General features: G+C 70.3%; 23 protein-coding genes and 1 other RNA gene. 20 read left to right on the top strand and 4 right to left on the bottom strand.

Features of this window, described 5'->3' with window-relative positions; all coding sequences use genetic code 11:
• Positions 1 to 24 precede the first annotated feature (24 nt).
• The 6 genes from G9Q37_RS12820 to htpX all read left to right on the top strand — a co-directional run bounded on the left by G9Q37_RS12820 (position 25) and on the right by htpX (position 6,645).
• A complete protein-coding gene (locus tag G9Q37_RS12820) occupies positions 25 to 1,875 on the top strand; it encodes an ABCB family ABC transporter ATP-binding protein/permease (protein WP_166227562.1) in 1,851 nt (616 codons plus the stop codon).
• A gap of 10 nt (positions 1,876 to 1,885) precedes the next feature.
• Positions 1,886 to 2,809 (top strand): LysR substrate-binding domain-containing protein, encoded by a 924-nt coding sequence (locus tag G9Q37_RS12815; RefSeq protein WP_166227560.1) that lies wholly within the window; start codon positions 1,886 to 1,888, stop codon positions 2,807 to 2,809.
• A 70-nt stretch (positions 2,810 to 2,879) separates the two neighbouring features.
• Positions 2,880 to 3,806 carry an amino acid ABC transporter substrate-binding protein gene (locus G9Q37_RS12810; protein WP_166227559.1) on the top strand — a complete coding sequence of 309 codons (927 nt, stop codon included), beginning with the start codon at positions 2,880 to 2,882 and terminating at the stop codon, positions 3,804 to 3,806.
• 37 nt (positions 3,807 to 3,843) lie between these two features.
• The gene (gene pyrC, locus G9Q37_RS12805) at positions 3,844 to 4,890 is read left to right on the top strand and encodes a dihydroorotase (RefSeq protein ID WP_166227558.1); all 1,047 of its coding nucleotides are present in this window, start codon (positions 3,844 to 3,846) and stop codon (positions 4,888 to 4,890) included.
• Between the two features lie 5 nt (positions 4,891 to 4,895).
• On the top strand, positions 4,896 to 5,633 hold the full coding sequence (locus G9Q37_RS12800; protein WP_166227557.1) for a DUF3025 domain-containing protein: 738 nt from the start codon (positions 4,896 to 4,898) through the stop codon (positions 5,631 to 5,633).
• A gap of 142 nt (positions 5,634 to 5,775) precedes the next feature.
• Positions 5,776 to 6,645, top strand: a complete 870-nt coding sequence (gene htpX, locus G9Q37_RS12795; protein WP_166227556.1) for a protease HtpX — start codon at positions 5,776 to 5,778, stop codon at positions 6,643 to 6,645.
• A gap of 59 nt (positions 6,646 to 6,704) precedes the next feature.
• Here the strand turns inward: htpX and G9Q37_RS12790 are convergent, their stop codons facing one another.
• Positions 6,705 to 7,439: a glycine zipper 2TM domain-containing protein gene (locus tag G9Q37_RS12790; protein WP_205710646.1), complete on the bottom strand. Its 735-nt coding sequence runs from the start codon at positions 7,437 to 7,439 to the stop codon at positions 6,705 to 6,707.
• A gap of 48 nt (positions 7,440 to 7,487) precedes the next feature.
• Positions 7,488 to 9,356 (bottom strand): NAD(P)/FAD-dependent oxidoreductase, encoded by a 1,869-nt coding sequence (locus G9Q37_RS12785; protein ID WP_166227555.1) that lies wholly within the window; start codon positions 9,354 to 9,356, stop codon positions 7,488 to 7,490.
• Positions 9,357 to 9,474: 118 nt separating this feature from the next.
• On the opposite strand from G9Q37_RS12785, the gene G9Q37_RS12780 reads away from it, so the two are divergent.
• The 4 genes from G9Q37_RS12780 to G9Q37_RS12765 all read left to right on the top strand — a co-directional run bounded on the left by G9Q37_RS12780 (position 9,475) and on the right by G9Q37_RS12765 (position 12,438).
• Complete coding sequence (locus tag G9Q37_RS12780) at positions 9,475 to 10,047, top strand: DUF2239 family protein (RefSeq protein WP_166227554.1); 573 nt, start codon at positions 9,475 to 9,477, stop codon at positions 10,045 to 10,047.
• A complete protein-coding gene (locus tag G9Q37_RS12775) occupies positions 10,044 to 11,399 on the top strand; it encodes an MATE family efflux transporter (RefSeq protein WP_166227553.1) in 1,356 nt (451 codons plus the stop codon). The genes G9Q37_RS12780 and G9Q37_RS12775 overlap by 4 nt, the downstream gene beginning before the upstream one ends.
• Positions 11,400 to 11,426: 27 nt before the next feature.
• Positions 11,427 to 11,784: RNase P RNA component class A (gene rnpB, locus G9Q37_RS12770), an RNA gene on the top strand.
• A 93-nt stretch (positions 11,785 to 11,877) separates the two neighbouring features.
• Positions 11,878 to 12,438, top strand: a complete 561-nt coding sequence (locus G9Q37_RS12765) for a porin family protein (RefSeq protein ID WP_166227552.1) — start codon at positions 11,878 to 11,880, stop codon at positions 12,436 to 12,438.
• Positions 12,439 to 12,445: 7 nt separating this feature from the next.
• Here G9Q37_RS12765 and G9Q37_RS12760 read toward each other — a convergent pair whose 3' ends face one another.
• Complete coding sequence (locus G9Q37_RS12760) at positions 12,446 to 14,146, bottom strand: MBL fold metallo-hydrolase (RefSeq protein ID WP_166227551.1); 1,701 nt, start codon at positions 14,144 to 14,146, stop codon at positions 12,446 to 12,448.
• Positions 14,147 to 14,229: 83 nt separating this feature from the next.
• Between G9Q37_RS12760 and dapF the strand changes: the two genes are divergently transcribed.
• The 10 genes from dapF (at position 14,230) to hslU (ending at position 24,800) form a co-directional block, all read left to right on the top strand.
• A complete protein-coding gene (gene dapF, locus G9Q37_RS12755) occupies positions 14,230 to 15,108 on the top strand; it encodes a diaminopimelate epimerase (RefSeq protein ID WP_166227550.1) in 879 nt (292 codons plus the stop codon).
• Positions 15,109 to 15,127: 19 nt separating this feature from the next.
• Positions 15,128 to 15,826, top strand: coding sequence for a DUF484 family protein (locus tag G9Q37_RS12750; RefSeq protein ID WP_166227549.1), 699 nt, complete (start codon positions 15,128 to 15,130; stop codon positions 15,824 to 15,826).
• A complete protein-coding gene (locus G9Q37_RS12745; RefSeq protein ID WP_166227548.1) occupies positions 15,823 to 16,779 on the top strand; it encodes a tyrosine recombinase XerC in 957 nt (318 codons plus the stop codon). The genes G9Q37_RS12750 and G9Q37_RS12745 overlap by 4 nt, the downstream gene beginning before the upstream one ends.
• Positions 16,780 to 16,830: 51 nt before the next feature.
• A complete protein-coding gene (locus G9Q37_RS12740) occupies positions 16,831 to 17,286 on the top strand; it encodes a DsrE family protein (protein ID WP_166227547.1) in 456 nt (151 codons plus the stop codon).
• Positions 17,283 to 18,473, top strand: coding sequence for a class I SAM-dependent rRNA methyltransferase (locus G9Q37_RS12735; RefSeq protein WP_166227546.1), 1,191 nt, complete (start codon positions 17,283 to 17,285; stop codon positions 18,471 to 18,473). Before G9Q37_RS12740 ends, G9Q37_RS12735 begins: the two co-directional genes overlap by 4 nt.
• Positions 18,474 to 18,528: 55 nt before the next feature.
• Positions 18,529 to 19,608 carry a CobW family GTP-binding protein gene (locus G9Q37_RS12730; protein ID WP_166227545.1) on the top strand — a complete coding sequence of 360 codons (1,080 nt, stop codon included), beginning with the start codon at positions 18,529 to 18,531 and terminating at the stop codon, positions 19,606 to 19,608.
• 273 nt (positions 19,609 to 19,881) lie between these two features.
• A complete protein-coding gene (dksA, locus tag G9Q37_RS12725) occupies positions 19,882 to 20,952 on the top strand; it encodes an RNA polymerase-binding protein DksA (protein WP_166227544.1) in 1,071 nt (356 codons plus the stop codon).
• A 40-nt stretch (positions 20,953 to 20,992) separates the two neighbouring features.
• Positions 20,993 to 22,792, top strand: coding sequence for an STAS domain-containing protein (locus G9Q37_RS12720; protein ID WP_166227543.1), 1,800 nt, complete (start codon positions 20,993 to 20,995; stop codon positions 22,790 to 22,792).
• A gap of 116 nt (positions 22,793 to 22,908) precedes the next feature.
• Positions 22,909 to 23,457: an ATP-dependent protease subunit HslV gene (hslV, locus tag G9Q37_RS12715; RefSeq protein ID WP_166227542.1), complete on the top strand. Its 549-nt coding sequence runs from the start codon at positions 22,909 to 22,911 to the stop codon at positions 23,455 to 23,457.
• Positions 23,458 to 23,465: 8 nt separating this feature from the next.
• Positions 23,466 to 24,800, top strand: a complete 1,335-nt coding sequence (gene hslU / locus G9Q37_RS12710; RefSeq protein ID WP_166227541.1) for an ATP-dependent protease ATPase subunit HslU — start codon at positions 23,466 to 23,468, stop codon at positions 24,798 to 24,800.
• A gap of 18 nt (positions 24,801 to 24,818) precedes the next feature.
• On the opposite strand, the gene G9Q37_RS12705 is transcribed toward hslU, so the two are convergent.
• Positions 24,819 to 25,739 carry a TauD/TfdA dioxygenase family protein gene (locus G9Q37_RS12705; protein WP_166227540.1) on the bottom strand — a complete coding sequence of 307 codons (921 nt, stop codon included), beginning with the start codon at positions 25,737 to 25,739 and terminating at the stop codon, positions 24,819 to 24,821.
• Positions 25,740 to 25,746 lie beyond the last annotated feature (7 nt).

The raw sequence follows: 25,746 nt of genomic DNA, 5'->3' as shown, positions 1-25,746 counted from the left end.
CCGGTAACCCGCGAATTCTCCCGCATGCGCCCCGACAACCCCACCCAAGGCCGCGTGGCCCTGCCCCACGCCACCGCCCCCGGCGAAGCCGCGCCCGCGCGCCGCTCCGACTGGGCCACCCTCCAGCGTCTGCTGCCCTACCTGTGGGACTACAAGTGGCGCGTGCTCGCCGCGCTCGCGTTCATGGTGGGCGCCAAGGTGGCCAACGTGGGCGTGCCGGTGCTGCTCAAGCAGCTGGTCGACGCCATGAGCATCAAGCCCGGCAGCGCCGAGTCGCTGCTGGTGGTGCCGGTGGCGCTGCTGATCGCCTACGGCGCGCTGCGCCTGTGCACCAGCCTGTTCACCGAGCTGCGCGAGCTGGTGTTCGCCAAGGCCACCGAGGGCGCCACGCGCCGCATCGCGCTCGAAGTGTTCGGCCACCTGCACGGCCTGAGCCTGCGCTTTCACCTCGAACGCCAGACCGGCGGCATGACGCGCGACATCGAGCGCGGCACGCGCGGCGTGCAGTCGCTGATCTCGTACTCGCTCTACAGCATCGTGCCCACGCTGATCGAGGTGCTGCTGGTGCTCACGCTGCTGGGCACGCAGTTCGACATGGGCTATGCCTGGATCACGCTGGGTGCGTTGGTGCTGTACGTGGCCTTCACCGTGACCGTGACCGAGTGGCGCACGCAGTTTCGCCGCCGCATGAACGAGCTCGAGTCGACCAGCCAGAGCAAGGCCATCGATTCGCTGCTGAACTACGAGACGGTCAAGTACTTCAACAACGAGGCCTTCGAGGCGCGGCGCTACGACGAGTCGCTGCAGAAGCTGCGCCGCGCGCGCCTGCTGAGCCAGCAGACGCTGTCCATGCTCAACGCGGGGCAACAGCTCATCATTGCGGTGGCGCTGGTGCTCATGCTCTGGCGCGCCACGCAGGGCGTGGCGGCGGGCACGCTCACGCTGGGCGATCTGGTGATGGTCAACGCCTTCATGATCCAGCTCTACATCCCGCTGGGCTTTCTGGGCGTGCTCTACCGCGAGATCAAGCAGAGCCTGACCGACCTCGACAAGATGTTCGTGCTGCTCGAGAAAGACCGCGAGATCGCCGACGCGCCGGGCGCGTTGCCCCTCGCGCTCGACGGCCCGCCCACCATCCGTTTCGAGAACGTGCGCTTCTCGTACGAGCCCGCGCGCGAGATCCTGCACGGCATCCACTTCGAGATTCCCGCGGGCAAGACGGTGGCGGTGGTGGGGCCCTCGGGTTCGGGCAAGAGCACGCTGGCGCGCCTGCTCTACCGCTTCTACGACGTCACGAACCATGACGAGGGCGGCCGCATCACCATCAACGGCCAGGACATCGCGCAGGTCACGCAGGGCAGCGTGCGCGCGGCCATCGGCATCGTGCCGCAGGACACGGTGCTGTTCAACGACACCATCGAATACAACATCCTCTACGGCCGGCCCGAGGCCGGCCACGAGGCCGCGGTGGCCGCCGCGCGCGCGGCGCACATCCACGGTTTCATCGAGCGGCTGCCCCAGGGCTACCAGACCCTGGTCGGCGAGCGCGGCCTCAAGCTCTCGGGCGGCGAGAAGCAGCGCGTGGCGATCGCGCGCACCCTGCTCAAGAACCCGCCGGTGATGATCTTCGACGAGGCCACGAGCGCGCTCGACTCGGCCAACGAACGCGCGATCCAGGCCGAGCTGCGCAGCGCGGCCGCCAACAAGACCACGCTGGTGATCGCGCACCGCCTGTCCACCGTGGTCGACGCGCACGAGATCCTGGTGCTCGAACACGGCCACATCGTCGAGCGCGGCTCGCACGCGCAGCTGCTGCAGCAGGGCGGCGCCTACGCGCGCATGTGGGCACTGCAGCAAAGCGGCACCGACACATAATCCGCGTCCTATGGAAACCAAGTGGCTTGAAGACTTCGTGAGCCTGGCCGAGACGCGCAGCTTCAGCCGTTCGGCGCAACTGCGGCACGTGACCCAGCCGGCCTTCTCGCGCCGCATCCAGTCGCTCGAGGCCTGGGCCGGCACCGACCTGGTGGACCGCTCGTCCTACCCCACGCGGCTCACGCCCGCGGGCCAGACCCTGCACGAACAGGCGCTCGAGATCCTGCAGGCACTCAACGGCACGCGGCTCATGCTGCGCGCGCACACCGCGGCCGCGCAGGACGTGATCGAGTTCGCCGTGCCGCACACCCTGGCCTTCACCTTCTTCCCGCAATGGCTCTCGGGCCTGCGCGAAGCCGTCGGCCCCGTGAAGAGCCGGCTGATCGCGCTCAACGTGCACGACGCCGTGATGCGCCTGGTGGAAGGCAGTTGCGACCTGCTGATCGCCTACCACCACGCGGCGCAGCCGATCCAGCTCGACCCCGCGCGCTACGAGATGCTGCCGCTGGGCAGCGAGCAGCTCGCGCCCTACGTGAAGCCCAACGCCCAGGGCGCGCCGATGTACGCGCTGCCGCCGGCCAATGGCCTGCCTCAGCCCTACCTGGGCTATGCGCCGGGCGCCTACCTGGGCCGCGTGGTCGAGCACCTGCTCAAAGACTCGCCGCTGGCCGCACAGCTCGACCGCGTGTACGAGACCGACATGGCCGAGGGCCTGAAGGCCATGGCGCTCGAAGGCCACGGCATCGCCTTCCTGCCTTCGAGCGCGGTGCGCAACGAGCTCGCCGCGCGCCGCCTCGTGCCCGCGGCCGACGGCCTGCAGCTCACGTTGGACATCCGCCTGTACCGCGCCCGGCCGCTCGACGCGAACAAGGGCAAGCGCGCGGTGGCCAGCTTCTGGAACCGCCTGAGCGACCTGCTGGCGACCAAGGGCTGAAATGCCGCCAATGCGGTAGCGACCTGGCGGCGCAGGCTGCCTAAGGTGCGGCCCTCTGGGAGGTGCCGCCATGTCCGCCGTCAAAACGCTGCGTGTCTGGATCCGTATCGCGGGCATTGCCTGCGTGTTCGCCGCCCTGGGCGTGGCGCTGAGCGCACGCGCCGAGACCCTGCCCTCGGGCCCGGTGATCGACCGGCTGCGGGCCGAGGGCCGCATCGTGATCGCGCACCGCAGCGCCTCGGTGCCGTTCTCCTACCTCGGGCCCGATGGCCGGCCCATCGGCTACGCGCTCGATCTGTGCGAGCGGCTGGTGCAGGCGCTGCGCCAGCGGCTCGCGTTGCCCGAGCTCGCCGTGGTGCACCGCCTCGTGAGCCCGGCCGACCGCCTGGACGTGATCGCGCAGGGCCAGGCCCAGCTCGAATGCGGCTCCACCACCAACAACGCCGAGCGGCGCCAGCGCGTGGCTTTTACCATCCCGCACTACATCACCGGCGCGCGCCTGCTGGTGCGCGCCGAAAGCCCGATCGACCGCATCGACCACCCGGCGCTGCTGCGCGTGGTGTCCACGCGCAACACCACGCCGCTGGCCGCGGTGCGGCGCATCAAGGCCATGCGCAACCTGCCGCTGGACATCGCCGAGGCCGACGATCACGAGCAGGCGCTGCGCCAGGTGGAGCGCGGCGAGGCCCAGGCCTTCGTGATGGACGATGTGCTGCTGTTCGGCCTGATCGCGCAGCGGCCCGATCCGCGCGCGCTCGCGGTGCGCGGGCGCTTCCTCACCACCGAGCCGCTGGCCATCATGCTGCCGCCCGGCGATCCGGCCTTCAAGGCCATCGTCGACGGCGAGATGCGGCGACTGATCCTGGGCCACGAGATCGAGGCCATCTACCGGCGCTGGTTCGAGCAGCCGATTCCGCCGCACGGCCAGGCGCTGAACCTGCCCATGAGCTACCTGCTGCGCGACAGCTGGAAGTACCCCAGCGACCAGGTGCCCTGAGCGGGCGGGGCGGCGCGGGCTGCGACAATCCGGGCCCATGAGCGCGACCACCCCCGACACCCTCACCCTCACCCGGCCCGACGACTGGCACCTGCACGTGCGCGACGGCAACGCCCTGCAGACCGTGGTGCCGCACACCGCGGCCCAGTTCGGGCGCGCGATCATCATGCCCAACCTCAAGCCGCCGGTGACCACCGCCGCGCAGGCCAGCGCCTACCGCGAGCGCATCCTCGCCGCCGTGCCCGCGGGCATGGCCTTCGAGCCGCTCATGACGCTCTACCTCACCGACAACCTGCCCGCCGACGAGATCGCGCGCGCCAAGGCGGCCGGCGTGGTGGCGCTCAAGCTCTACCCCGCCGGCGCCACCACCAACAGCGACGCCGGCGTGACCGACATCCGCAAGACCTACCAGACCCTGGAAGCCATGCAGCGCGAGGGCGTGCTGCTGCTGGTGCACGGCGAGGTCACTTCGAGCGACATCGACCTGTTCGACCGCGAGGCCGTGTTCATCGATCAGGTGCTGATCCCGCTGCGCCGCGACTTCCCCGAGCTCAAGATCGTGATGGAGCACATCACCACGAAGGAAGCCGCGCAGTACGTGGCCGAGGCGGGCGCGCACACCGCGGCCACCATCACCGCGCACCACCTGCTGTTCAACCGCAACGCCATCTTCCAGGGCGGCATCCGGCCGCACTACTACTGCCTGCCGGTGCTCAAGCGCGAAACGCACCGCCTCGCGCTGGTGCAGGCGGCCACCGGCGGCAGCGACCGCTTCTTCCTGGGCACCGACAGCGCGCCGCACCCGGCGCACCTGAAGGAACATGCCACGGGCTGCGCGGGCTGCTACACCGCGCACGCCGCGATCGAGCTCTACGCCGAGGCCTTCGAGGCCGCGAACGCGCTCGACAAGCTCGAAGCCTTCGCCAGCTTCCACGGCCCCGACTTCTACGGCCTGCCGCGCAACACCGGCAGCGTGACGCTGCGCCGCGAGAGCTGGACACCGCCCGAGTCCTTCGCGTTCGGCGAGGCCGAGCTCAAGCCGCTGCGCGCGGGCGAAGCGCTGCGCTGGAGGCTGGTGGCCTGAACCCGATGGTGCTGGACTGGGCGGCCCCGTGGTTCGCGCCCGTGGCCGAGGCCGGCCGTGCGGTGCAGGCCGCGCGGGCCGCGGGCCTGTCGCTGCCCGAGGCGCTCAACGCCGCCGCGCCCGGCCCGCTGCGCGCCGTGCCGCAGGCCGAACTGCCCGAGGGCGTGGCCTACGAGGCCTTCATCGGCGAGACCGGCCGCGTGCCCACGCGCGAGAACCTGCACGACGGCTTCAACGGCCTGATCTGGCACCGTTTTCCGCTCGCCAAGCGCCGCCTCAACCGCTTGCAGGCCGAGGCCATCGCAGCGCAGGGCGTGGGCGCGGTGCGCGGCCCCCTGCGCGATGCGATCACGCTGTTCGACGAGAACGCCGCGCTGCTGCAGGCGCCGCCTGCCCTGTGGGACGCGCTGCGCGCGCGCGACTGGCAGCGCCTGTTCGTGAGCGAGCGCGCGCTCTGGTCAGGGGCGCGGCTGGTGCTGTTCGGGCATGCGCTGCTGGAAAAGCTCGCGCAGCCCTACAAGTCGATCACCGCGCACGTGTTCACCGAAGCCGTGCCCGGCGCGCTGGGCACCGACCTCGCCGCGTGGGACGGCTGGCTGGCCGAGCGGCTGCGGCCCGAGGCCCTGGCGTGCAAGCCCTTCACGCCCCTGCCCGTGCTGGGCGTACCGGGCTGGTGGCCGCCCAATGAAAGCGCGGATTTCTACGCCGATGCGCAGGTGTTTCGCGCGCCGCGGCGGGCATGAATCCCGCTTGAAAAAACGCACCGCCGGCCCCACGTGCGGCCTCGGTATCATCCGCTGCCCCGCCAGGGCGGCGGGAACCTGATGGCCCGAAACGGGTCAGTGCGCTGCCGGCCAGCACGGGCCGGCGCCTAACGGAGCATCCATGAAACGCATCCTGCTGTTCGTCCTGACCAACGTCGCCGTGATGGCGGTGTTGCTCATCACCACGCGCATCCTCGGCGTGGACCGTTTCCTCACGGCCAACGGCCTGAACATGACGGCCCTGGCCGGTTTCTCGCTGGTGATGGGTTTCGGCGGCGCGATCATCTCGCTGCTCATCAGCAAGCCCATGGCCAAGTTCAGCACCGGGGCGCGCGTGATCAATCCGCCGCAGAACGCCGACGAGGCCTGGATCGTGGCGACGGTGCAGAAATTCGCCGACAAGGCCGGCATCGGCATGCCCGAGGTGGCGATCTTCGAAGGCGCGCCGAACGCCTTCGCCACCGGCGCTTTCAAGAACAGCGCGCTCGTGGCCGTGTCCACCGGCCTGCTGCAGAACATGACGCGCGAAGAGGTCGAGGCCGTGATCGGCCATGAGGTGGCGCACATCGCCAACGGCGACATGGTCACCATGACGCTGATCCAGGGCGTGATGAACACCTTCGTGGTGTTCCTGTCGCGCATCATCGGCTACGCGGTCGACAGCTTCCTGCGCCGCGGCAGCGACAACAACTCGGGCCCCGGCATCGGCTACATGGTGACCACCATCGTGATGGACATCGTGCTGGGCTTCCTGGCCGCGATCATCGTGGCCTGGTTCAGCCGCCAGCGCGAGTTCCGCGCCGACGCGGGCGCCGCCCAGCTCATGGGCCGCAAGCAGCCCATGATCAACGCGCTGGCCCGCCTGGGCGGCCTCGAGCCCGGCGAGCTGCCCAAGACCATGCAGGCGCTGGGCATCACGGGTGGCCTGGGCAAGCTGTTCAGCACCCACCCGCCGATCGAAGAACGCATCGCGGCGCTGCAGCAGAACTGAGGCGCACCGCCCATGCAAAAGGCCACCCTCGGGTGGCCTTTTTGCTGGACGCCGCGGTTTCAGCGGCGGTACTCGAAATCCGGGCGGCGGTAGCCCGGCGGGTAGCGGTCCGGGTAGCGGTCGTTCCATTCGTGGCGCGGGCGCCAGCCCGGGGCAGGGTGGTAGCGCTGGCCGCCGATGATCACGACCTCGGTCGAGATGTTCGAGTAGCCGCTCGGGTAGGTGTCGTACACCACGGCCGGCGCGACGGGCGTTTCGTAGCGCACCTGCGGGCGGGTCGGGTAGATCGGCGCAGGGGCGGCGGGCAGGGCGTCCACCGGGGCCACGTTCAGGCGCACGTAGCGGCCCGGGTCCTGCGCCATCTGGGTGCGGTACTGGCGGCCCGCGTACTCGTAGAGCACGTCGTAGGCCACGGTGCGCGGTTCGTAGAAGGTCTGCGTGCTGCAGTTGCGCACGATCTCGGTCTGCGCCGGGCCCGCCCCTTCGATGCGGTTGCCCAGGATGGCACCGCCGATCAGGCCGATGGCCGTGGCCGCGGCGCGGCCACCACCGTCGCCGATGGCATTGCCCGCGGCGCCGCCCGCGATCGCCCCCAGCACGGCGCCCGCGCCCGACTTGGCGCCCGGCCGGGTCACCTGCTGGTCGGTGCAGACGTTTTGCGGCACGGCCACCTGCTGGATGATGGGCGTGCTGCTGATGACGCGACCCTGCTCTTCCTGGGCGTGGGCCATGCCGGTGGCGGTGGCCGCAACGGCCACCAGGGGAAGCCAGCGAAGCGATCTCGGGGTGTTCACGGAAGACTCCTGGGAGTAAGGGGGAGACTGGATGCTGCGCCCGGCGTGTCAAGCCGGGGTGCCGACCTTGTCACTATTTGTAAGGCGCCCGACGGGCGGCAGGCCCAGCGCGTCGCAGGCCAGGGCCTCGGCCACCTTCAAACCGTCGACACCCGCCGACAGGATGCCGCCCGCATAGCCCGCGCCTTCGCCGGCCGGGTACAGGCCGCGCGTGTTCAGGCTCTGGAAGTCGTCGCCGCGCGTGATGCGCAGCGGCGACGAGGTGCGGGTCTCGACCGCGGTGAGCAGGGCGTCGGGCAGGTCGTAGCCGCGGATCTGGCGGCCGAACACGGGCAACGCCTCGCGCATGGCCTCGACCGCGTAGGCGGGCAGCACGCGCGCGAGGTCGGTGAGGTGTATGCCCGGCCGGTACGAGGGCTCGACCTCGCCGAGCGCGGTCGACGGCGTGGCGGCGAGGAAATCGCCCAGGCGCTGCGCGGGCGCGCTGTAGTCGCCGCCGCCTTCCACGAAGGCACGGCTTTCGAGCTGGCGCTGCAGTACCACACCGGCCAGCGGGTGGTGGCGGCCCTGGGCGCGCAGGGCCTGGGCCTGCTGCGCGTAGCGCGTGCCGTCGGTCTCGCCGAAGGCGGCGGTCCACAAGGGCAGGTCCTGCGGAAAGGTCTGCGGGTAGTCGGCGGGGTCGATGCCCACCACCAGGCCCGAGTTGGCGTTGCGTTCGGCGCGCGAGTACTGGCTCATGCCGTTGGTGACCACGCGGCCCGGCTCGGACGTGGCGGCCACCACGGTGCCGCCCGGGCACATGCAGAAGCTGTAGACGGCGCGGCCGTTCTGCGCGTGGTGCACGAGCTTGTAGTCGGCCGCGCCGAGCAGCGGGTGGCCGGCGTGGCGGCCCCAGCGCGCGCGGTCGATCAGGCTTTGCGGGTGTTCGATGCGCACGCCCACCGAGAACGGCTTGGCTTCGAGGAACACCCCCGCGTCCCAGAGCCAGGCGAAGGTGTCGCGCGAGCTGTGGCCGAGCGAGAGCACCACGCGCTGCGCGGGCAGTTCGCTGGCGGTGCCGGTCGCGAGGTCGGCCACGCGCAGCCCGGTCAGGCGCAGGCCCGCGCCATCGGGCACGGTCTGCACGCCCACCACCTGCTGCTGGAAGCGGATCTCGCCGCCGAGCGACAGGATCTTCTCGCGCATGGCCTCGACCACCTTCACGAGCTTGAAGGTGCCGATGTGGGGGTGCGCTTCGTAGAGGATCTCGCTCGGCGCGCCGGCCTCGACGAAGGCGCGCATGACCTTGCGGCCGAAGAAGCGCGGGTCCTTGATCTGGCTGTAAAGCTTGCCGTCGGAGAACAGGCCCGCGCCGCCTTCGCCGAACTGCACGTTGCTCTGCGGGTCGAGCCGGCGCTTGCGCCACAGGCCCCAGGTGTCCTTGGTGCGCTCGCGCACCGGCTTGCCGCGTTCGAGCACGATGGGGCGCAGGCCCATTTCGGCGAGCGCGAGCGCGGCGAACAGGCCGCAGGGACCCAGGCCCACCACCACCGGGCGTTCGCCCTCGGCGCTGCCGAAGCCGGCCGGTGCGTGGCCGGGCGCGCGCCAGGCCATGTCGGGCGTGGCGCGCACGTGCGGGTGGCGTGCGTGCTGCGCGAGCAGCGCCGCCTCTTGCGCGGGGTCGCGCAGCGTGAGGTCGACGATGTAGACCGCGAGCAGTTCGGCCTTGCGCGCGTCGAAGCTGCGCTTGAAAACCTGGAGGTCGGCGATGTCGGCCGGGGCGATGCCCAGCACCTGCGCGGCGAGCGCGGTGAGCGCGGCAACGGGGTGGGGCGCGGGCGCGCGGTCGGCCTCGGTTTCGGCCGGGGCGTCGGCCGCGCGGCGTTCATCGAACGGCACCTCGGCCAGGGGGAGCTTGAGCTCGGCGATGCGGATCATGGTCGTGGGGCTTGTGGTGATCAAGCAGGACGAAAGCGCGCATTGTCCTCGCACCGGCCGGTGAGGCGTCTGAAAATAACCCGGGTGAAATTAAAAAACCCGGGTAGAATCGCCCGCCATGACAGCCTGCACCGCTTTTCTCGGACACCGCCGCGTGGCCTTCGGCCCCGGCGACGAGGTCGCCCGTACGCTGGCCACGCTCGACCTGTCGGGCGGCGGCCTGCTGGTGTTCGACGACGCCACCGGCGAGCAGCGCGACTACCCGTTCGCGCCCCAGGCTGCCGCGCCTGGCCCCGCCGCTTCGGCCTCTGCGGCCCCTGGCGTGGGCCGTCCGCGCCTGGGGGTGGTCGCGCGCGAAGTGACGCTGCTGCCGCGCCACTGGGCCTGGCTGGCGCAGCAGCCGGGCGGAGCGTCGGCCGCGCTGCGCCGGCTGGTGGACGAGGCGCGCCGCAGCCATGCCGAGCGCGATTCGCGCCGCGCGGCCACGGAACGCGCCTACCGCTTCATGAGCGCCATCGCGGGCGCCCTGCCGGGCTTCGAAGAGGCCACGCGCGCCCTGTTCGCGCACGACGGCGAGGCCTTCGCCCGGCGCATCGAGTCCTGGCCGCCCGACGTGCGCGCCCATGCCGCCTGGCTCGCACGCGACGCGTTCGCGCCCACCGACACCGATTCCTCCCGAGGCGATTCATGACACCCCAAGCCCACCGCCCCCTCTGGCGGGTCTACCTTGTGTTCCTCGTGCCCATGGTGTTGTCCAACATCCTGCAGGGCCTGTCGGGCACGCTCAACGGCATCTTCATCGGCCAGCTGCTGGGCACGCACGCGCTGGCCGCGGTGTCGGGCATGTTCCCCATCGTGTTCTTCTTCATCTCGCTGGTGATCGGCATCGGTGCCGGCGCCTCGGTGCTGATCGGCCAGGCCTGGGGCGCGGGCGAGCCGCACAAGGTCAAGCAGATCGCGGGCACGGCGCTGGTGCTGGGGGCGCTCATCGGGCTGCTGGCGGCGGCGCTGGGCGGCGTGTTCGCGCGCCCCGCCATGGTGGCGCTGGGCACGCCCGCCGACGTGCTCGACGACGCGGTGTCGTACGCCCGCGTGATGCTGCTCATCATGCCGCTGCTGCTGGTGTTCATCCTGTTCACGCAATTGCTGCGCGGCGTGAGCGACACGGTGTCGCCGCTGCTGGCGCTGCTGCTGTCCACCGGCCTGGGCCTGGTGCTCACGCCCGCGCTGATCCAGGGCTGGCTGGGTCTGCCGCCGCTGGGCATCCGCAGCGCGGCCTATGCCGGCCTCGTGTCGTACGCGGTGGCGCTGGCCTTTCTGGCCTGGCGCCTGAAGCGGCTGCACAGCGTGATGGCTTTCGACCGCGCGATGCTGCTGGCGTTGCGGCTGGACCGCGAGATCCTGGGCAAGGTGATGCGCATCGGCCTGCCCACGGGCGTGCAGATGGTGGTGATCTCCGCGTCCGAGCTCGTGATCCTCACGCTGGTGAACGCCCATGGCTCGCAGGCCACGGCGGCCTATGGCGCGGTGACGCAGGTGGTGAACTACGTGCAGTTCCCTGCGCTGTCCATCGCCATCACCACGTCCATCCTGGCCGCGCAGTCGATCGGCGCGGGCCATACCGAGCGGCTGGGCGCCATCCTGCGCACGGGGCTGTGGCTCAACGCGGCGCTCACGGGTTCGCTGGTGCTGCTGGGCTATGCGCTGTCGCACCACCTGCTGGGGCTGTTCCTCACCCAGCCCGAGGTGCGCCAGCAGGCCGAGCACCTGCTGCACATCATGCTGTGGAGCATCCTGGTGTTCGGCTTCCAGGCCATCGTGGGCGGCTTGATGCGCGCCAGCGGCGTGGTGCTGGTGCCGATGGCGATCTCGGTGTTCTGCATTCTGGGCGTGCAGTTGCCCGCGGCCTGGTGGCTCGATCTGCGCCTGGGGCTCGAAGGCGTGTGGATCGCCTTTCCCGTGGCCTACCTGTGCATGCTGGCCTTGCAGACCTCGTACTACCGCCTGGTCTGGCGGCACCGCCGGATCGAGCGGCTGGTGTGACGCGGGTCGCGGCGATAATCGCGGCGTGAAGCGCGCCAGACCGCCGCTGGCACAAGACCCGAAAGGGTGTGCTGGAGGAACGTCCGGACTGCACAGGGCAGCGTAGGAGGTAACACCTCTCCACCGACCAGCCGCCGGGTTCGCCCGGCGGCCCTAAGGTGAGGATCAGAGCAACAGAGACGAGTCGGCCCGGGGCGACCCGGGCCGGGTGAAACGGGCAATCTCTACGCGCAGCAACACCAAATAGGCCAGCGTCGATGTGGCTCCGCGGAGCTGGCGGGTAGGTGGCATCGAGCCGGGTGGGCGACCCCCGGCCCAGAAGAATGGCGGTCACGGTCGGGGCGACCCGGCCGCACAGAATCCGGCTTATCGGCGCGCTTCACACTTTTGCGCCAGGCACTCCCGCCCGCGGGAACGGCGATTGCCGATGGGCAGCCCCGGCCCCCGGGGCCCGTTCCATCCATCCACAGGAGTGCCCATGAATCCCCTTTGCAGAACCCTGCTGTCTTCGCTGCTCGTGGCCGGTGTGTGCGGCGCCGCTCACGCACAGCCCACCGACTCGAAGTGGTACGGCGAGATCGGCCTGTCGCAACTCAACATCAAGGCCGAGGACGGCCCGCTGAGCGCCAAGGCGCGCCCTGGCCTGCTCACCGGCACCATCGGCTACCAGTGGCTGCCCAACCTCGCGGTCGAGGGCTTCGTGGCCGGCGGCGTGTCGAAAGACGAAATCAAGCTCAACGGGGTGAACACCGGCATCGACGCCAAGATCCCGAGCGCCTATGGCGTCTTCTTCAAACCGGGCATCCGCCTGGGTGAGCGCGTGGAGTTGTTCGGCCGCGTGGGCTATGCGCGCACCAAGCTGCAGCTGTCGGCCGGGGGCATCAACGTCGACGAAACCGGCGACGACGTGGCCTACGGCCTCGGCCTCAACGTGCACCTGAGCCGGCAGTCGTACCTGCAGGCGAACTGGATGAACTACCACGACAGCGACAACATCAAGGTCGAAGGCGTGGGTCTGGTCTACGGCCGGCGCTTCTGACCCGTGTTCAGAGATTGAAGCCGCCGAGCGCGCGGATGCGCTCCACGTGCGCGAGCAGCGAGCGGCGTGCCACGGGCCACAGGCGCTCGGGCACGTCGTCGTAGGCCAGCGGCACCCAGTCGTCGAGGCCGCCGTCGGGGCGCAACTGCATGGCGCGCGCGATCTTGGCCTCGCGCGCGAGGCGGTGGGCCTTGAGCTGGTCGATCGCACGGCGCGCGCCGCCTTCGACCGGGGCCGAGAGGTTGTCGGGCGTGCGCCGCAGGTCGCCCAGCACGTGGCCGTGCGCGGGCAGGATGAAGTCGATGCCGTGCGTGTCGCACAGCGCGGCCAGGCGGTCGAGCGAATCGAGGTAGGCCGCCATGTTGCCGTCGGGCGGGTCGATCACCGTGGTGCTGCCGTTGAGGATGTGGTCGCCCGAGAACAGCAGGCCGTCTTCGAGCAGCACGAGGCACAGGTGGTTGGCGGCGTGGCCCGGCGTGTGCACGGCCATGAGCGTGTGCGTGGTGCCCGCGGCGTCGCGCAGCACCAGCCGCTCGCCGTCGGCGAGTTCGCGGTCGGGCGTGAAGCGGCTGTTCTCGCGCGCCGTGGGCGCGCTGGCCAGGCCGAGCACGGGCGGCCGCGGTCGCCCGGCCTTCTCGCAGAGTTGCTGCAGGCGCTTGGCGCCGGGCGAGTGGTCGGGGTGCGAATGGGTGCAGACGATGGCGCGCAGGTCGGCGCCCACGGCGCGCCACAGGCGCTCGATGTGCTCGGGCTCGTCGGGGCCCGGGTCGATCGCGATGTAGCCCGTGCCCGGGTCGCCCACGAGGTAGCTGTTGGTTCCGGGGCCGGTCATCACGCCGCTGTTGGGCGCGGTCAGGCGCTGCACCTGCCGCAGCAGCGGCACCGGCTGCTCGTGCTGCCAGTCCAGCGGGTGCACGATCTGGCCGTCGGGGCAGACCAGCGCGAGTTCGCCGAACGGCGGCTCGTGCTCCATGTGGCGCGATTCGCGGCCATGGATCAGGCCCGCGCGCGGGCAGCTCGTCCACAGGGGCTCGTCGTGCGCGGCGCAGGCCTTGAGCACCTCGTCCACCGTGACGTGGGCCTGCAGCCGCTCGAGCGTGCGGATGGTGGGGAAGATGATGAAGAAGCGGCCCTCGGCGTGACGCGCGAGCGCGTCGGCCGGGCGCACCCAGATCGGCTCGAACTGCTCGCTCTCGTCGGCCACGGGCTCCTGGCCCTCGGGCATGCGCGCGACCAGAAAGGGCACGTCGAAGCGGCGCGAGAGGTCGCGGTCGGTGATCCAGTGCGCCAGCACGAAGACCTCGTCGGCCGCGAGCCGCAGGCCGCGCGCGCGGCACTGCGGCGCGAACGGGGCCTTGCGGTCGAGCGCGTCGATGTCGTCGCCATTGGCCCAGCGGCCATCGGCACGGCGCGCGAGCAGCACGCCCAGCTCCTCGAAGCTTTCGCGGATGGCCGCGATGGCCTGGGTGAGCCGCAGATCGGTCTGCGTCGGCCGGCGCGAAGCCACGCCGAAGGCCTGGGCGTCGGCGGCGTCGATGCCGCCGCCCGGGAACACGTAGGCGCCGGGCGCAAAACTGGCCGACATCGAGCGGCGCGTCATCAGCACCTCGACGCCCTGGGGGCCGTCGCGCAGCAGCAGCACGGTGGCGGCGGGACGCAGGGGCGCGATGGTGCGCGGCGGGTGCAGGAGTTGGGTGGGGCGGACCATGGCGGCGATTGTGGGGGAGGGCGGTGCGGTCTTGCGTCGTGCAGGTGTCAGGCCGGCGGGGCTCGGCGGATAATCGCGGCCATATGCAGATCCGCTTCACCAAGATGCAAGGTGCGGGCAACGACTTCGTCGTGCTCGACGAGACGCACGGTCTGCTCGGCCTGAGCGCGGCGCAGTACCGCTTCCTCGCCGACCGGCATTTCGGTGTCGGCGCCGATCAGATCCTCTCCGTGCGGCCCGCGCCCGCGCCTGGGCTCGACTTCGAGTACGTGATCCACAACGCCGACGGCGGTGAGGTGGAGCACTGCGGCAACGGCGCGCGCTGCTTCGTGCGCTACGTGCACGACCAGGGCCTGAGCGAACGCAACCCGCTGCGAGTGAAGGTCAAGAAGGGCGTGATCGAACTCAAGCGCCTGGCCGATGGCCGCGTCACCGTCGACATGGGCCCGCCCGTGTTCGCGCTGGCCGACGTGCCCTTCAATGCCAGCGGGCTCAAGCCCGAGCGCCTCAACGGCTTCGAGCGCTGGCCGCTCACGCTGCCCTACGCGGGCGAAGTGCCGGTGGCCGTGCTGTCCATGGGCAACCCGCACGCGGTGCTGCGGGTCGACGACGTGGACGACGCGCCCGTGGCGGGCTGGGGCCCGCTGATCGAAGTCCACGAGCGCTTTCCGCAGCGCGTGAACGCGGGCTTCCTGCAGGTGGTGGACCGCACCACCGTGAAACTGCGGGTCTACGAACGCGGTGCGGGCGAGACCCTGGCCTGCGGCACCGGCGCCTGCGCCGCGGTGGTCGCGGGCATCCGCCTGGGCTGGCTCGACGAGCGCGTGGACGTGCACACGCGCGGCGGGCTGCTCACCATCGAATGGAAGGCCTCCGACGGCCTCGACGCCCCTGTCTTCATGACCGGCCCGGCCACGCCCGTGTTCAACGGCGTGATCGAGGTCCCCGACCACCTGAGCTGAACCCCTCACCCCCTTCACCATGACCCAGCCGATCCCGCCGATCACCGAGGACGACATCGCCCAGTACCTGGCCAACAGCCCCGACTTCTTCGAGCGCCACGCCGGCCTGCTGGCCGAGGTGCAGCTCACCAGCCCGCACGGCGGGCGCGCGGTGAGCCTGCAGGAGCGCCAGGCCGAGATGCTGCGCGAGAAGATCAAGGGCCTGGAGCTCAAGGCCGCCGAAATGGTGCGCCACGGCAAGGAGAACACCGCCATCGCCGACAAGCTGCAGCGCTGGACGCGCGAGCTGCTGATGGTTCGCGAGGCGCGCGAGGTGCCGCTGGTGGTGGCGGTCGAGCTCGCGAGCCAGTTCATGGTGCCGCAGGTGGCGATCAAGGTCTGGGGCGTGGCCGATGCCTTCGCGGGCGAGGCCTATGCGCAGGGCGCGAGCGAGGACGTGCGCGCCTTCGCGTCCTCGCTCACCGCGCCGTACTGCGGCAACAACCCGGGTCTGGAAGCCGCGCAGTGGCTGGCCGACCCCTCGGCCGCGGCCTCGCTGGCACTGATTCCGCTGCGCGCGGGCGCGGCGCCGCAGGCCTTCGGCCTGCTGGTGCTGGCCTCGGCCGACCCGCAGCGTTTCGCGCCCGACATGGGCACGGACTTCCTCGAACGCATCGGCGAGCTCGCGAGCGCCGCGCTCGCGCGCCTGCGGCCCGTGGTGCCCGCCGCCACCGAATGAACGCCGCCGGCCCGCTGCGCACCGACGACGACGCGGGCCTGGTCGCGGCCTACCTCGAACACGTGCGCGTGGGCAAACGGCTGGCCGAGCGCACCGTGGCGCTCTACACCGAAGACCTGCGCAAGCTCGCGGGTTTCGCGCGCGAGGCCGGCGTGGCGCTGCCGCAGGTGCAGATGCACCACGTGCGGCGCTGGATCGCGCAGATGCACAGTGGCGGCCGCAGCCCGCGCGGCATCGCGCTCGTGCTCTCGGGCTGGCGCGGCTTCTACACCTGGCTCGCGCGCCAGGGCATCACGCAGCACCACCCGGTGCGCGATGTGCGCGCGCCCAAGGCCGGCAAGCCGCTGCCCAAGGCGCTCGCGGTCGACGACGCGGTGCGCCTGGCCGAACACACGCAGGCCGACGACCATCCCGGCCTCGAAGCGCGCGACGCCTGCATCACCGAGCTGCTCTACGGCTGCGGCCTGCGCATCGGCGAGCTCGTGGGTCTCGACGTGGCGGCCAGCGCCAGCGCGCGCGGCTGGATCGACCTCGACGCGGGCGAAGCCCATGTGCTGGGCAAGGGCTGCAAGCGGCGCAGCGTGCCCGTGGGCCGCGCTGCGCTCGCGGCCCTGCGCCGCTGGCTCGAGGCCCGCACCGCCTGGGCGGGCGGCGATGCGGCGCTGTTCATTGGTCAGCGCGGCCAGCGCCTGACGCCGCAGCACATCCGCGTGCGCCTCAAGCGCCGCTCGCTGCAGGCCGGCCTGACCACCCCGGTGCATCCGCACATGCTGCGCCACTCGTTCGCCAGCCACGTGCTGCAGTCCAGCGGCGACCTGCGCGCGGTGCAGGAGTTGCTGGGCCACGCCAACATCGGCACCACCCAGGTCTACACGCGGCTCGACTTCCAGCACCTCGCGCAGGTGTACGACGCGGCCCACCCGCGCGCGCGCGGCGGCCCGGGCAAGTCCTGAGCGGCACGCGCCCGCTTTTGCTTTTCCTTGTCACCCTTTTCCGGAGATCCCATGTCCCGTCTGTTGCTCACCCTGAAGTCCGCGCTGTTCGCGCTCGCCGTGGCGCTGGCCGCGCCGGCCCAGGCACAGTCCGCGGCGCCGGCGGCCGAGCCGGCCATCAAGACCGTCTACCACATGAGCGAAGGCATTGCCCAGGCCACGCGCGGCCTGGGCAACATCCGCAACCACCTGGCGGCCGACCCGAAGGCCAAGATCGTGGTGGTCACGCACGGCGCGGGCATCGACTTCCTGCTGCAGGGCGCGGTCAATGCGAACAACCAGCCCTTCGCGGGCGCCATCGCCGACCTCGCCAACAAGGGCGTGGAGTTCCGCGTGTGCAACAACACCCTGGTGTCGCGCAACATCGACCCGTCCAAGGTGGTGATGGAGGCCTCGGTGGTGCCCTCGGGCGTGGCCGAGGTGGCCCGCCTGCAGGCGCGCGAAGGCTTTACCTACCTGCGTCCGTGAAGACCATCCGCCTCAAGCCCGGCAAGGAGCGCTCGCTGCTGCGCCGCCATCCCTGGGTGTTCGATGGCGCGGTGGCCAAGGGCAGCGCCGACCCGGGCGAGACCGTGCGTGTGGACGATGCCGAGGGCCGCTTCCTGGCCTGGGGCGCGTGCTCGCCGGCCTCGAAGATCCGCGTGCGCGCCTGGAGCTTCGAGCAGGCCCAGCGCATCGACGCGGCCTTTTTCCGCGAGCGCCTGCGCGCGGCCATCGCGCTGCGCGAGCGCCTGGCCGTGGCCAGCGACGGCGTGCGCCTGGTGCACGCCGAGGCCGACGGCCTGCCCGGGCTGGTGGTGGACCGCTACGGCGACACCCTGGTCGCGCAGTTCGGCGCCGCGGGCGTGGAGCGCTGGAAGGGCGTGATCGCCGACGCGCTGCTCGAGCTCACCGGGCTGTCGCGCCTGTACGAGCGCAGCGACACCAGCAGCCGCCAGCTCGAAGGCCTGCCCGAGGCCACGGGCTGGCTGCGCGGCGGCGGCGACACCGCCCTGGTGCTCCAGGAACATGGCTGGAAGCTCGGCCTCGACGTGGCGCTGGGCCACAAGACCGGCTACTACCTCGACCAGCGCGACAACCGCGGCCTGTGCCGCGAGCTCGTGCAGCGCTACGGCCTGGCCGAGGTGCTCAACTGCTACAGCTACACCGGCGGCTTCACCGTGGCCGCGCTCGCAGGCGGCGCGCAGCGCGTGGTGTCGGTCGATTCCTCGGGCCCGGCGCTGCAGCAGGCCGCGGCCAACGTGGCGCTCAACGGCCTCGACGCGGCGCGCTGCGAATGGCTCGACGCCGACGTGAACGCCACGCTGCGCCGCTTCGTCGAGCAAGGCCGCCAGTTCGACGCCATCGTGCTCGACCCGCCCAAGCTCGCGCCCACCGCGGCGCATGCCGAACGCGCCGCGCGCGCCTACAAGGACATCAACCGCCTGGGCTTCAAGCTGCTCAAGCCCGGCGGCCTGCTGCTCACGTTTTCGTGCTCGGGCGGCGTGGGCGTGGAGTTGTTCCACAAGATCGTGGCCTCGGCCGGGATCGACGCCGGCGTGGACGGCGTGTTCCTGCAGCGCATGGGCGGCGCGCCCGACCACCCCATGACCGTGCAGTTCCCCGAGGGCGAATACCTCAAGGGCCTGGTGGTGATGCGCCGGCCCACCGCCTGAGCGGTTTGCTATCGATACACTGTTGCGTTTTCTGTTCACCCACCCCTGACCGCCCATGGCCCTCATCCCCGCGACCATCCTCACCGGCTTCCTCGGCTCGGGCAAAACCACGCTGCTCAAGCGCGTGCTCACCGAGGCCCACGGCCAGAAGATCGCCGTCGTTGAAAACGAGTTCGGCGAAGAGAACATCGACAACGAGATCCTGGTGGCCGACACCACCGAGAACATCATCCAGATGAGCAACGGCTGCATCTGCTGCACCATCCGCGACGACCTGCGTGCGACGCTGGCCGACCTGGCGCAGAAGAAACGCAAGGGCGAGCTCGATTTCGAGCGGGTGGTGATCGAGACCACCGGCCTGGCCGACCCCGGCCCCGTGGCGCAAACCTTCTTCATGGACGACGAGGTGGCCGAGCAGTACCTGCTCGACGCGATCGTGACCCTGGTGGACGCCAAGCACGCGGCCCAGCAGCTCAACGACCGCCAGGAAGCGCGCCGCCAGGTGGGCTTCGCCGACCAGATCTTCATCAGCAAGGCCGACCTGGTGGGCGCCGAGGAGGTGGACGCGCTGATCCACCGCTTGAAACACATGAACCCGCGCGCGCCCATGCGCACCGCCCACTTCGGCGACGTCGCGATCAAGGAGATCTTCGACCTGCGCGGCTTCAACCTCAATGCCAAGCTCGAGATCGACCCGGACTTCCTCAAGCCCGACGACCACGATCACGACCATGGACACGACCACGGCCATGATCACCACGACCATGACCACGCGCACGGCGAGCACTGCAACCACCCCTCGCACCAGCACGGTCACGGCCATCACCACCACCATGACGACGATGTGAAGAGCTTCGTCTTCCGCGCCGACCGACCCTTCAGCCCCGAGAAGCTCGAAGACTTCCTGGGGGCCATCGTGCAGGTCTACGGTCCGCGCATGCTGCGCTACAAGGGCGTGCTGCACATGGACGGCACCGAGCGCAAGGTGATCTTCCAGGGCGTGCACCAGCTCATGGGCAGCGACCTCGGGCCCGAGTGGGGGCCGGACGAGAAGCGCCAGAGCAAGATGGTGTTCATCGGCATCGACCTGCCGCGCGACATCCTCGAACAAGGCCTCAACCAGGCCTTGCTGTGAAGCGCGCCGGCTCGCCGGTGGGCGGCGTGCCGTGGGGTTTGGCACAACACCCGCACCGTCCTGCGCCATCAAGGCCTTGGCACATCGCTACAATCGCGCGCGCCGAAAGGGCTGGGGGGTCCGTCCGGGGTGTTCACGCCCTGGGCCTGGGTTGGCAAGCGGTATAACAGTGCCCTTGCCGACGCGACTCCGGTCCGAATCGTCGACACCGGTCCACGGGCCGGGGCTTGATGCCCTGTCCGTGCCACGCCCGCCATCCACAGGAGTTCCTTTGTGAAAGCCCCGGCTTCCAAGGCAGCGAAAGCAGGCAAGTCTTCCGCTGCGGCCAAGACGGCCAAAGCGGTGGCGAGCGCGCGCAAGCCGGTCACGAAGGCTCCGCCGGCCAAGACCGCGGCCAAGAAGGCGCCGGTGGCCAAGGCCGCGAAAGCGGCGCCGGCCAAGGCCCCTGCAAAGGCGCCGGCCAAGGCCGCTGCGAAGCCTGTGGCCAAGGCGCCGGCGAAAGCGGCTGCAAAAGCGCCTGCGAAAGCACCGGTCAAGCCCGTGGCCAAGACCGCCGCGAAGCCCGCGCCGAAGACGGCGGTGCCAGTGGCGGCGAAACCGGTGGCGAAGACCGCCGCTCCCGCAGCGGCCAAACCCGTTGCCAAGGCTGCGGTGGCCCGTGCGGCCTCCGAGGCCCAGGCCCTGATCGACAAGGTGGCGGCAACACCCGCTCCCCTGACGACCGTTGCCGTGCCCAAGCCCGCGAGCAAGCGAGAAGTGCGCAAGGCCATGCTCGAACAGATGACCCAGGCGGAGGTGGTGCCCACCCACGCCCCGGACGCCGCCAAGGCGACCTTTACACACACGATTGAGCGAACCGCCATGACGACCCCAGTCCCTGCTTCCCTTCAAAAAGACCCCAAACGGGCCAACAACTGGAAGACCTTGCCGGTCGAACAACTCACCGACCAGGACGTGCTCTCCATGCCCGACGGCGAGTACATGAACGACCAGCAGCTCGCCTTCTTCCGCCTCAAGCTGCAGCGCCTGAAGGCGGACATGCTGGCCAACGCCGGTGAGACCACCGAGCACCTGCGCGAAGACACCGTGGTCGTGCCCGACCCGGCCGACCGCGCCACCATTGAGGAAGAACACGCCCTCGAGCTGCGCACGCGCGACCGCGAGCGCAAGCTGCTCAAGAAGATCGAGCAGGCCATCGCGCGCATCGACTCGGGCGACTACGGCTACTGCGAGGAAACCGGCGAACCCATCGGCGTCGGCCGCCTCATGGCGCGTCCCACCGCCAGCCTGTCGCTTGAAGCGCAGCAGCGCCGCGAGCTCAAGCAGAAGATGTTCGGCGACTGAGTTCTCTCGGCGCCTTTCCCGATTCCCCGACGACTTCTCCATGGCCAAGGACGATTCCAGCGGCGGCTTTCTCTCCAAGGTGGTGAAGTTCGTTCGCCACCCCACCACCAGCTGGGCCGATCTCGACACCCGCCAGGCCGACCGCGAGAGCGAATACAGCAAGGCGGCGCTCAAGGAGATGATCGAGCGCAAGCGCCGCAACGACTTCGTGCGCAAGCGCGAGTTCGACATGCTGCGCAAGATCCGCAGCCGCGAAGGCACGCCCGCCGAAGCGCAGGGCATGCGGCCGTCGTTCTTCCAGAGCAGCATGCCGTCCAAGCCCGACGACCGGGCCATGACGCTCAAGAAGATCGACGAGATCGAAGCCCAGATGTCCATGCAGTGGTGGAAGACCAAGGGCGCCGACTCCATCAACAGCACCGGCTCGGGCGGCAACAGTTCGCAGGCCCCGATCTCGGGCGCTCACAAGCCCAGCGAGCCGCGCCCCATGCCCGCGGTCGACCCCGCGCGCCTGAAGGCGCAGTACGACGTCACCGAGCCCGCGCCGCTGCTCAACCCGGTCAACGGACGCGCCGCACCCGCGCCGGCGCCCGTGGCCGATGCGGCCGCCAAGACGGTGCCCGCGCCGCTCAAGCCATCGTCCACCGCGCGCACCGGCCTGATGGCGCCGCGCGCCAGCGGGCACAGCAGCCACGGCTCCACCTTCTCGGCCTCGCACTTCTACGCGCTCGACGTGCAGGAGATCGTGCAGGACCCTGAGGTGGAGGAGGCCGCGATCCGGTTCGCCAACGGCGACGACGCGGGCGCCGAGCAGGGCCTGCTCGAGGTGCTGGGCGCCGACGGCCCGCGCCCCGCGCAGGAGTCCGATTGGCTGGCGCTGTTCGACCTCTACCGCGCCACCGGCCAGCTCGCCCCGTTCGAGAACCGCGCCGTCGACTTCGCGACGCGCTTCAACCGCTCGGCCCCGCAGTGGTACGACATGCCCGCCGAGGTGGCGCGCGCCGTGGGTCGCACCGAGACGCCCTGGGCCGCCGGCCAGACCCGCGCCATCTGGGTCGCCGAGGCCGAGCTTGACGCCCATGCCATCGGCACGCTGCAGAACGTGCTGTCGCGCGCACGCCAGCCCTGGGTGCTCGACTGGACCCCGCTCACCGCCATGGACCCCAAGGCCGCGCGCGCGCTGCTGGGCCTGGTCACGCTCTGGACGGACCAGGACGTCGATCTGCAGTTCGCCGGCGGCAGCCGCCTGCGCGACCTGCTCAAGAGCATGACGCCCTCGGGCCGCCGCGACGTGGAGCAGCTCTGGTGGGAGCTGCGCATGGCCGTGCTGCGGCTCATGAACCGCGTCGACGAGTTCGAGCTCACCGCGCTCGACTTCTGCGTCACCTACGAGCTCTCGCCCCCGGGCTGGGAGAAGCCGCGCTGCCGCTACCAGTCGGTGCGCGGCGACAACGGCGACGAAAGCCTGCACTCGGTGCTCGGCGAGTCGGTGCTGGAGGCCGCGCCCACCACGGTGTCGGGCGAATCCATCATCGATTCGCCCACGGGCGGCTACAGCCACCTGGGCCTGGTCGAGCTGCTCGGCGAAATCCGCGGCGATGCGCAGGGCACGATCGACATGCTGGAGCTGCGCCTGAACGGCGCCGACGTGCTGATCCTCTCGTGCCGCAACCTGATCCGCGTCGACTTTTCGGCTGCGGGTACGCTGCTCAACTGGGTCACGGGCCACCACGCCGAAGGCCGGCTGGTGCAGTTCGTCGACGTGCACCGCCTGGTCTCGGCCTTCTTCCACGTCGTGGGCATCACCGAATACGCCAAGGTGGTGGTGCGCAACGACTGACCGGCGGCACCCCCGCCGCGCTGCGCGCTACCCCGCAAGGGGCGGCACCGATGGCCGGGCCAAGCCGGTTCCCGGTGTCTCTTGATCGGCTCCCTCGAACCCCCATCTTGTTTTCCATGGAATCCTTTCACGGCACCACCATCGTTTGTGTCCGGCGCGAAACGCCGTCGGGCGTGCAGGTCGCCATCGGCGGCGACGGGCAGGTGACGCTCGGCAACATCGTGATCAAGGGCACGGCGCGCAAGGTGCGCAAGCTGCACCACGACCGCGTGCTCGCGGGCTTCGCGGGCGCCACGGCCGACGCCTTCACGCTGTTCGAGCGCTTCGAGGCCAAGCTCGAAAAGCACCAGGGCCACCTCGCCCGGGCGGCCATCGAACTCACGCGCGACTGGCGCACCGACCGGGTGCTGCGCCGGCTCGAAGCCATGCTGGCCGTGGCCGACAAGACCGCGGCCCTGGTCATTACCGGCAACGGCGACGTGCTTGAACCCGAACACGGCATCGTGGCCATCGGCTCGGGCGGTGCGTATGCGCAGGCCGCGGCCAAGGCGCTGATCGACCACACCGCGCTCAGTGCCGAGCAGGTGGTGCGTCAATCGCTCGCGATCGCGGGCGAGCTGTGCATCTACACCAACATGAACCACACGATCGAGACACTCGACTGACCAGCGCCATGTCGTCCATGACCCCGCAGGAGATCGTCTCCGAACTCGACCGCTTCATCATCGGCCAGCAGGGCGCCAAGCGCGCGGTGGCCATCGCGCTGCGCAACCGCTGGCGCCGCCAGCTCGTGGACGAGAAGCTGCGTCCCGAGATCACGCCCAAGAACATCCTCATGATCGGGCCCACGGGTGTGGGCAAGACCGAGATCGCGCGCCGGCTCGCCAAGCTCGCCGACGCGCCCTTCATCAAGGTCGAGGCCACCAAGTTCACCGAGGTGGGTTATGTGGGCAAGGACGTGGACAGTATCGTGCGCGACCTGGCCGACATCGCGATCAAGCAGATGCGCGAAAGCGAGATGCGCAAGCAGCGTGCACGGGCCGAGAACGCTGCCGAGGAACGCATCCTCGACGCGTTGATCCCGCCGCCGCGCAGCGTGGGCTTCGAGCCGCCGCCACCGGCGCAGGACAGCACCGCGCGCCAGACCTTTCGCAAGAAGCTGCGCCAGGGCGAACTCGATGAGCGCGAGATCGAAATCGAACTCGCCGAGCCGCGCCCGGCCATGGAAATCATGGGCCCGGCGGGCATGGAGGAAATGGCCGAGCAGCTCAAGGGCCTGTTCGGCCAGTTCGGTGCCGGCCGCAAGCAGGTGCGCAAGCTGCGCATCGCCGAGGCCATGAAGCTGCTCATCGACGAAGAAGCGGCCAAGCTCGTCAACGAGGACGACATCAAGACGCGCGCCCTGCACAACGCCGAGCAGAACGGCATCGTGTTCATCGACGAGATCGACAAGGTCACCTCGCGCAGCAGCGAGGGCGGCACCGCCGAGGTGTCGCGCCAGGGCGTGCAACGCGACCTGCTGCCGCTGGTGGAGGGCACCACGGTGTCGACCAAGTACGGCCCGATCAAGACCGACCACATCCTGTTCATCGCGAGCGGCGCGTTCCACCTGTCCAAACCCAGTGACCTGATCCCCGAGCTGCAGGGCCGCTTCCCGATCCGGGTCGAACTGCAATCGCTCTCGGTCGACGATTTCGAGGCCATCCTCACGCAGACCCATGCCTCGCTGGTGCGCCAATACCAGGCCTTGCTGGCCACCGAGGGCGTGAGCCTCGCGTTCACGCCCGACGGCATTCGCCAGCTCGCGCAGATCGCCTGCGAGGTCAACGAACGCACCGAGAACATCGGCGCGCGCCGCTTGTCCACGGTGATGGAGCACCTGCTCGACGAGGTCAGCTTCGATGCCCCAAACCGGCAAGGGCAGACGGTGGCCATCGACGCGGCCTATGTGAATCAACGCCTCGGCGCGCTGAGCCGCGACGAAGACCTGTCGCGCTACATTCTCTGAGGCGTCGGCCGGCGGGCCTCAGGCCGCGTGCACCCGGCTTCGGGTGCCGTCCAGGGCCATGGGCAGGTCGCCGGCCACCGTCACGCGCCGCATGATGCGCATGCGGTCGCCATAGTCGTTGATCGCGTAGTGCTGCGTGGCGCGGTTGTCCCACATGACGAGGTCGCCCGGGGCCCAGCGCCAGCGGATGGTGTTCTCAAGCCGCGTCACATGGGCCTGCAGGATTTCGTAGATGCGGTCCGAATCGTGGGTGTCGCAGTGCACGAAGCGCTGGGCGTAGTGACCCAGCAGCAGGCAGCGCTCGCCGGTTTCGGGGTGCACGCACACCACGGGGTGTTCGCTCTTGATCACCTGTGACGCGTACCGCCGGCGGTACTGGCGAGCGGCCTCGTCGCGCAGCAACTCGACCCGGCTGGCCGCGTAGTCGAAGTCGTTGCCGTGCACCGCCCACAGGCGGTCGGCCATGGCCCGGATCGGCGCGGGCAGGTGGTCGTAGGCCGCGGCGGTGTTGGCCCACACCGTGTCGCCGCCGCGCTGCGGCAGCGTCACCGCCCGCAACATCGAGATCTTCGGCGGGCGCAGCTCGAAGGTGACGTCGGTGTGCCAGGAGTTGGCCCGGCCACCGCGGTGCGAATGCAGCTCGAGGATCGATCCGTCGGCCGGGTCGCCCACCGTCGGGTGGCCCACGATGTCGCCGAATTGCGCCGCGAAATCGCGGTGCGATTCGTCGCTGAGCTGATGCTGGTTGCGAAAGAACACCACCCGGTATTTCAGCAGCATCTGGTGGATGAATCCGATTTCGTCGGCCGACATGTTGTGCCGCACGACCATGCCACGCAATTCCACGCCGAATTCGTCGGAAAACGGCAGGGCATGGTGAATCGATCGGCCCTTGACGTCGCACGCAGACAGTTGTGATTCGGGCAGTTGTGTTTCCATGGGCGGC

Source organism: Hydrogenophaga crocea (genome assembly GCF_011388215.1).
GTDB lineage: Bacteria > Pseudomonadota > Gammaproteobacteria > Burkholderiales > Burkholderiaceae_C > Hydrogenophaga > Hydrogenophaga crocea.
This window is presented reverse-complemented; position numbering and strand designations above follow the sequence as displayed.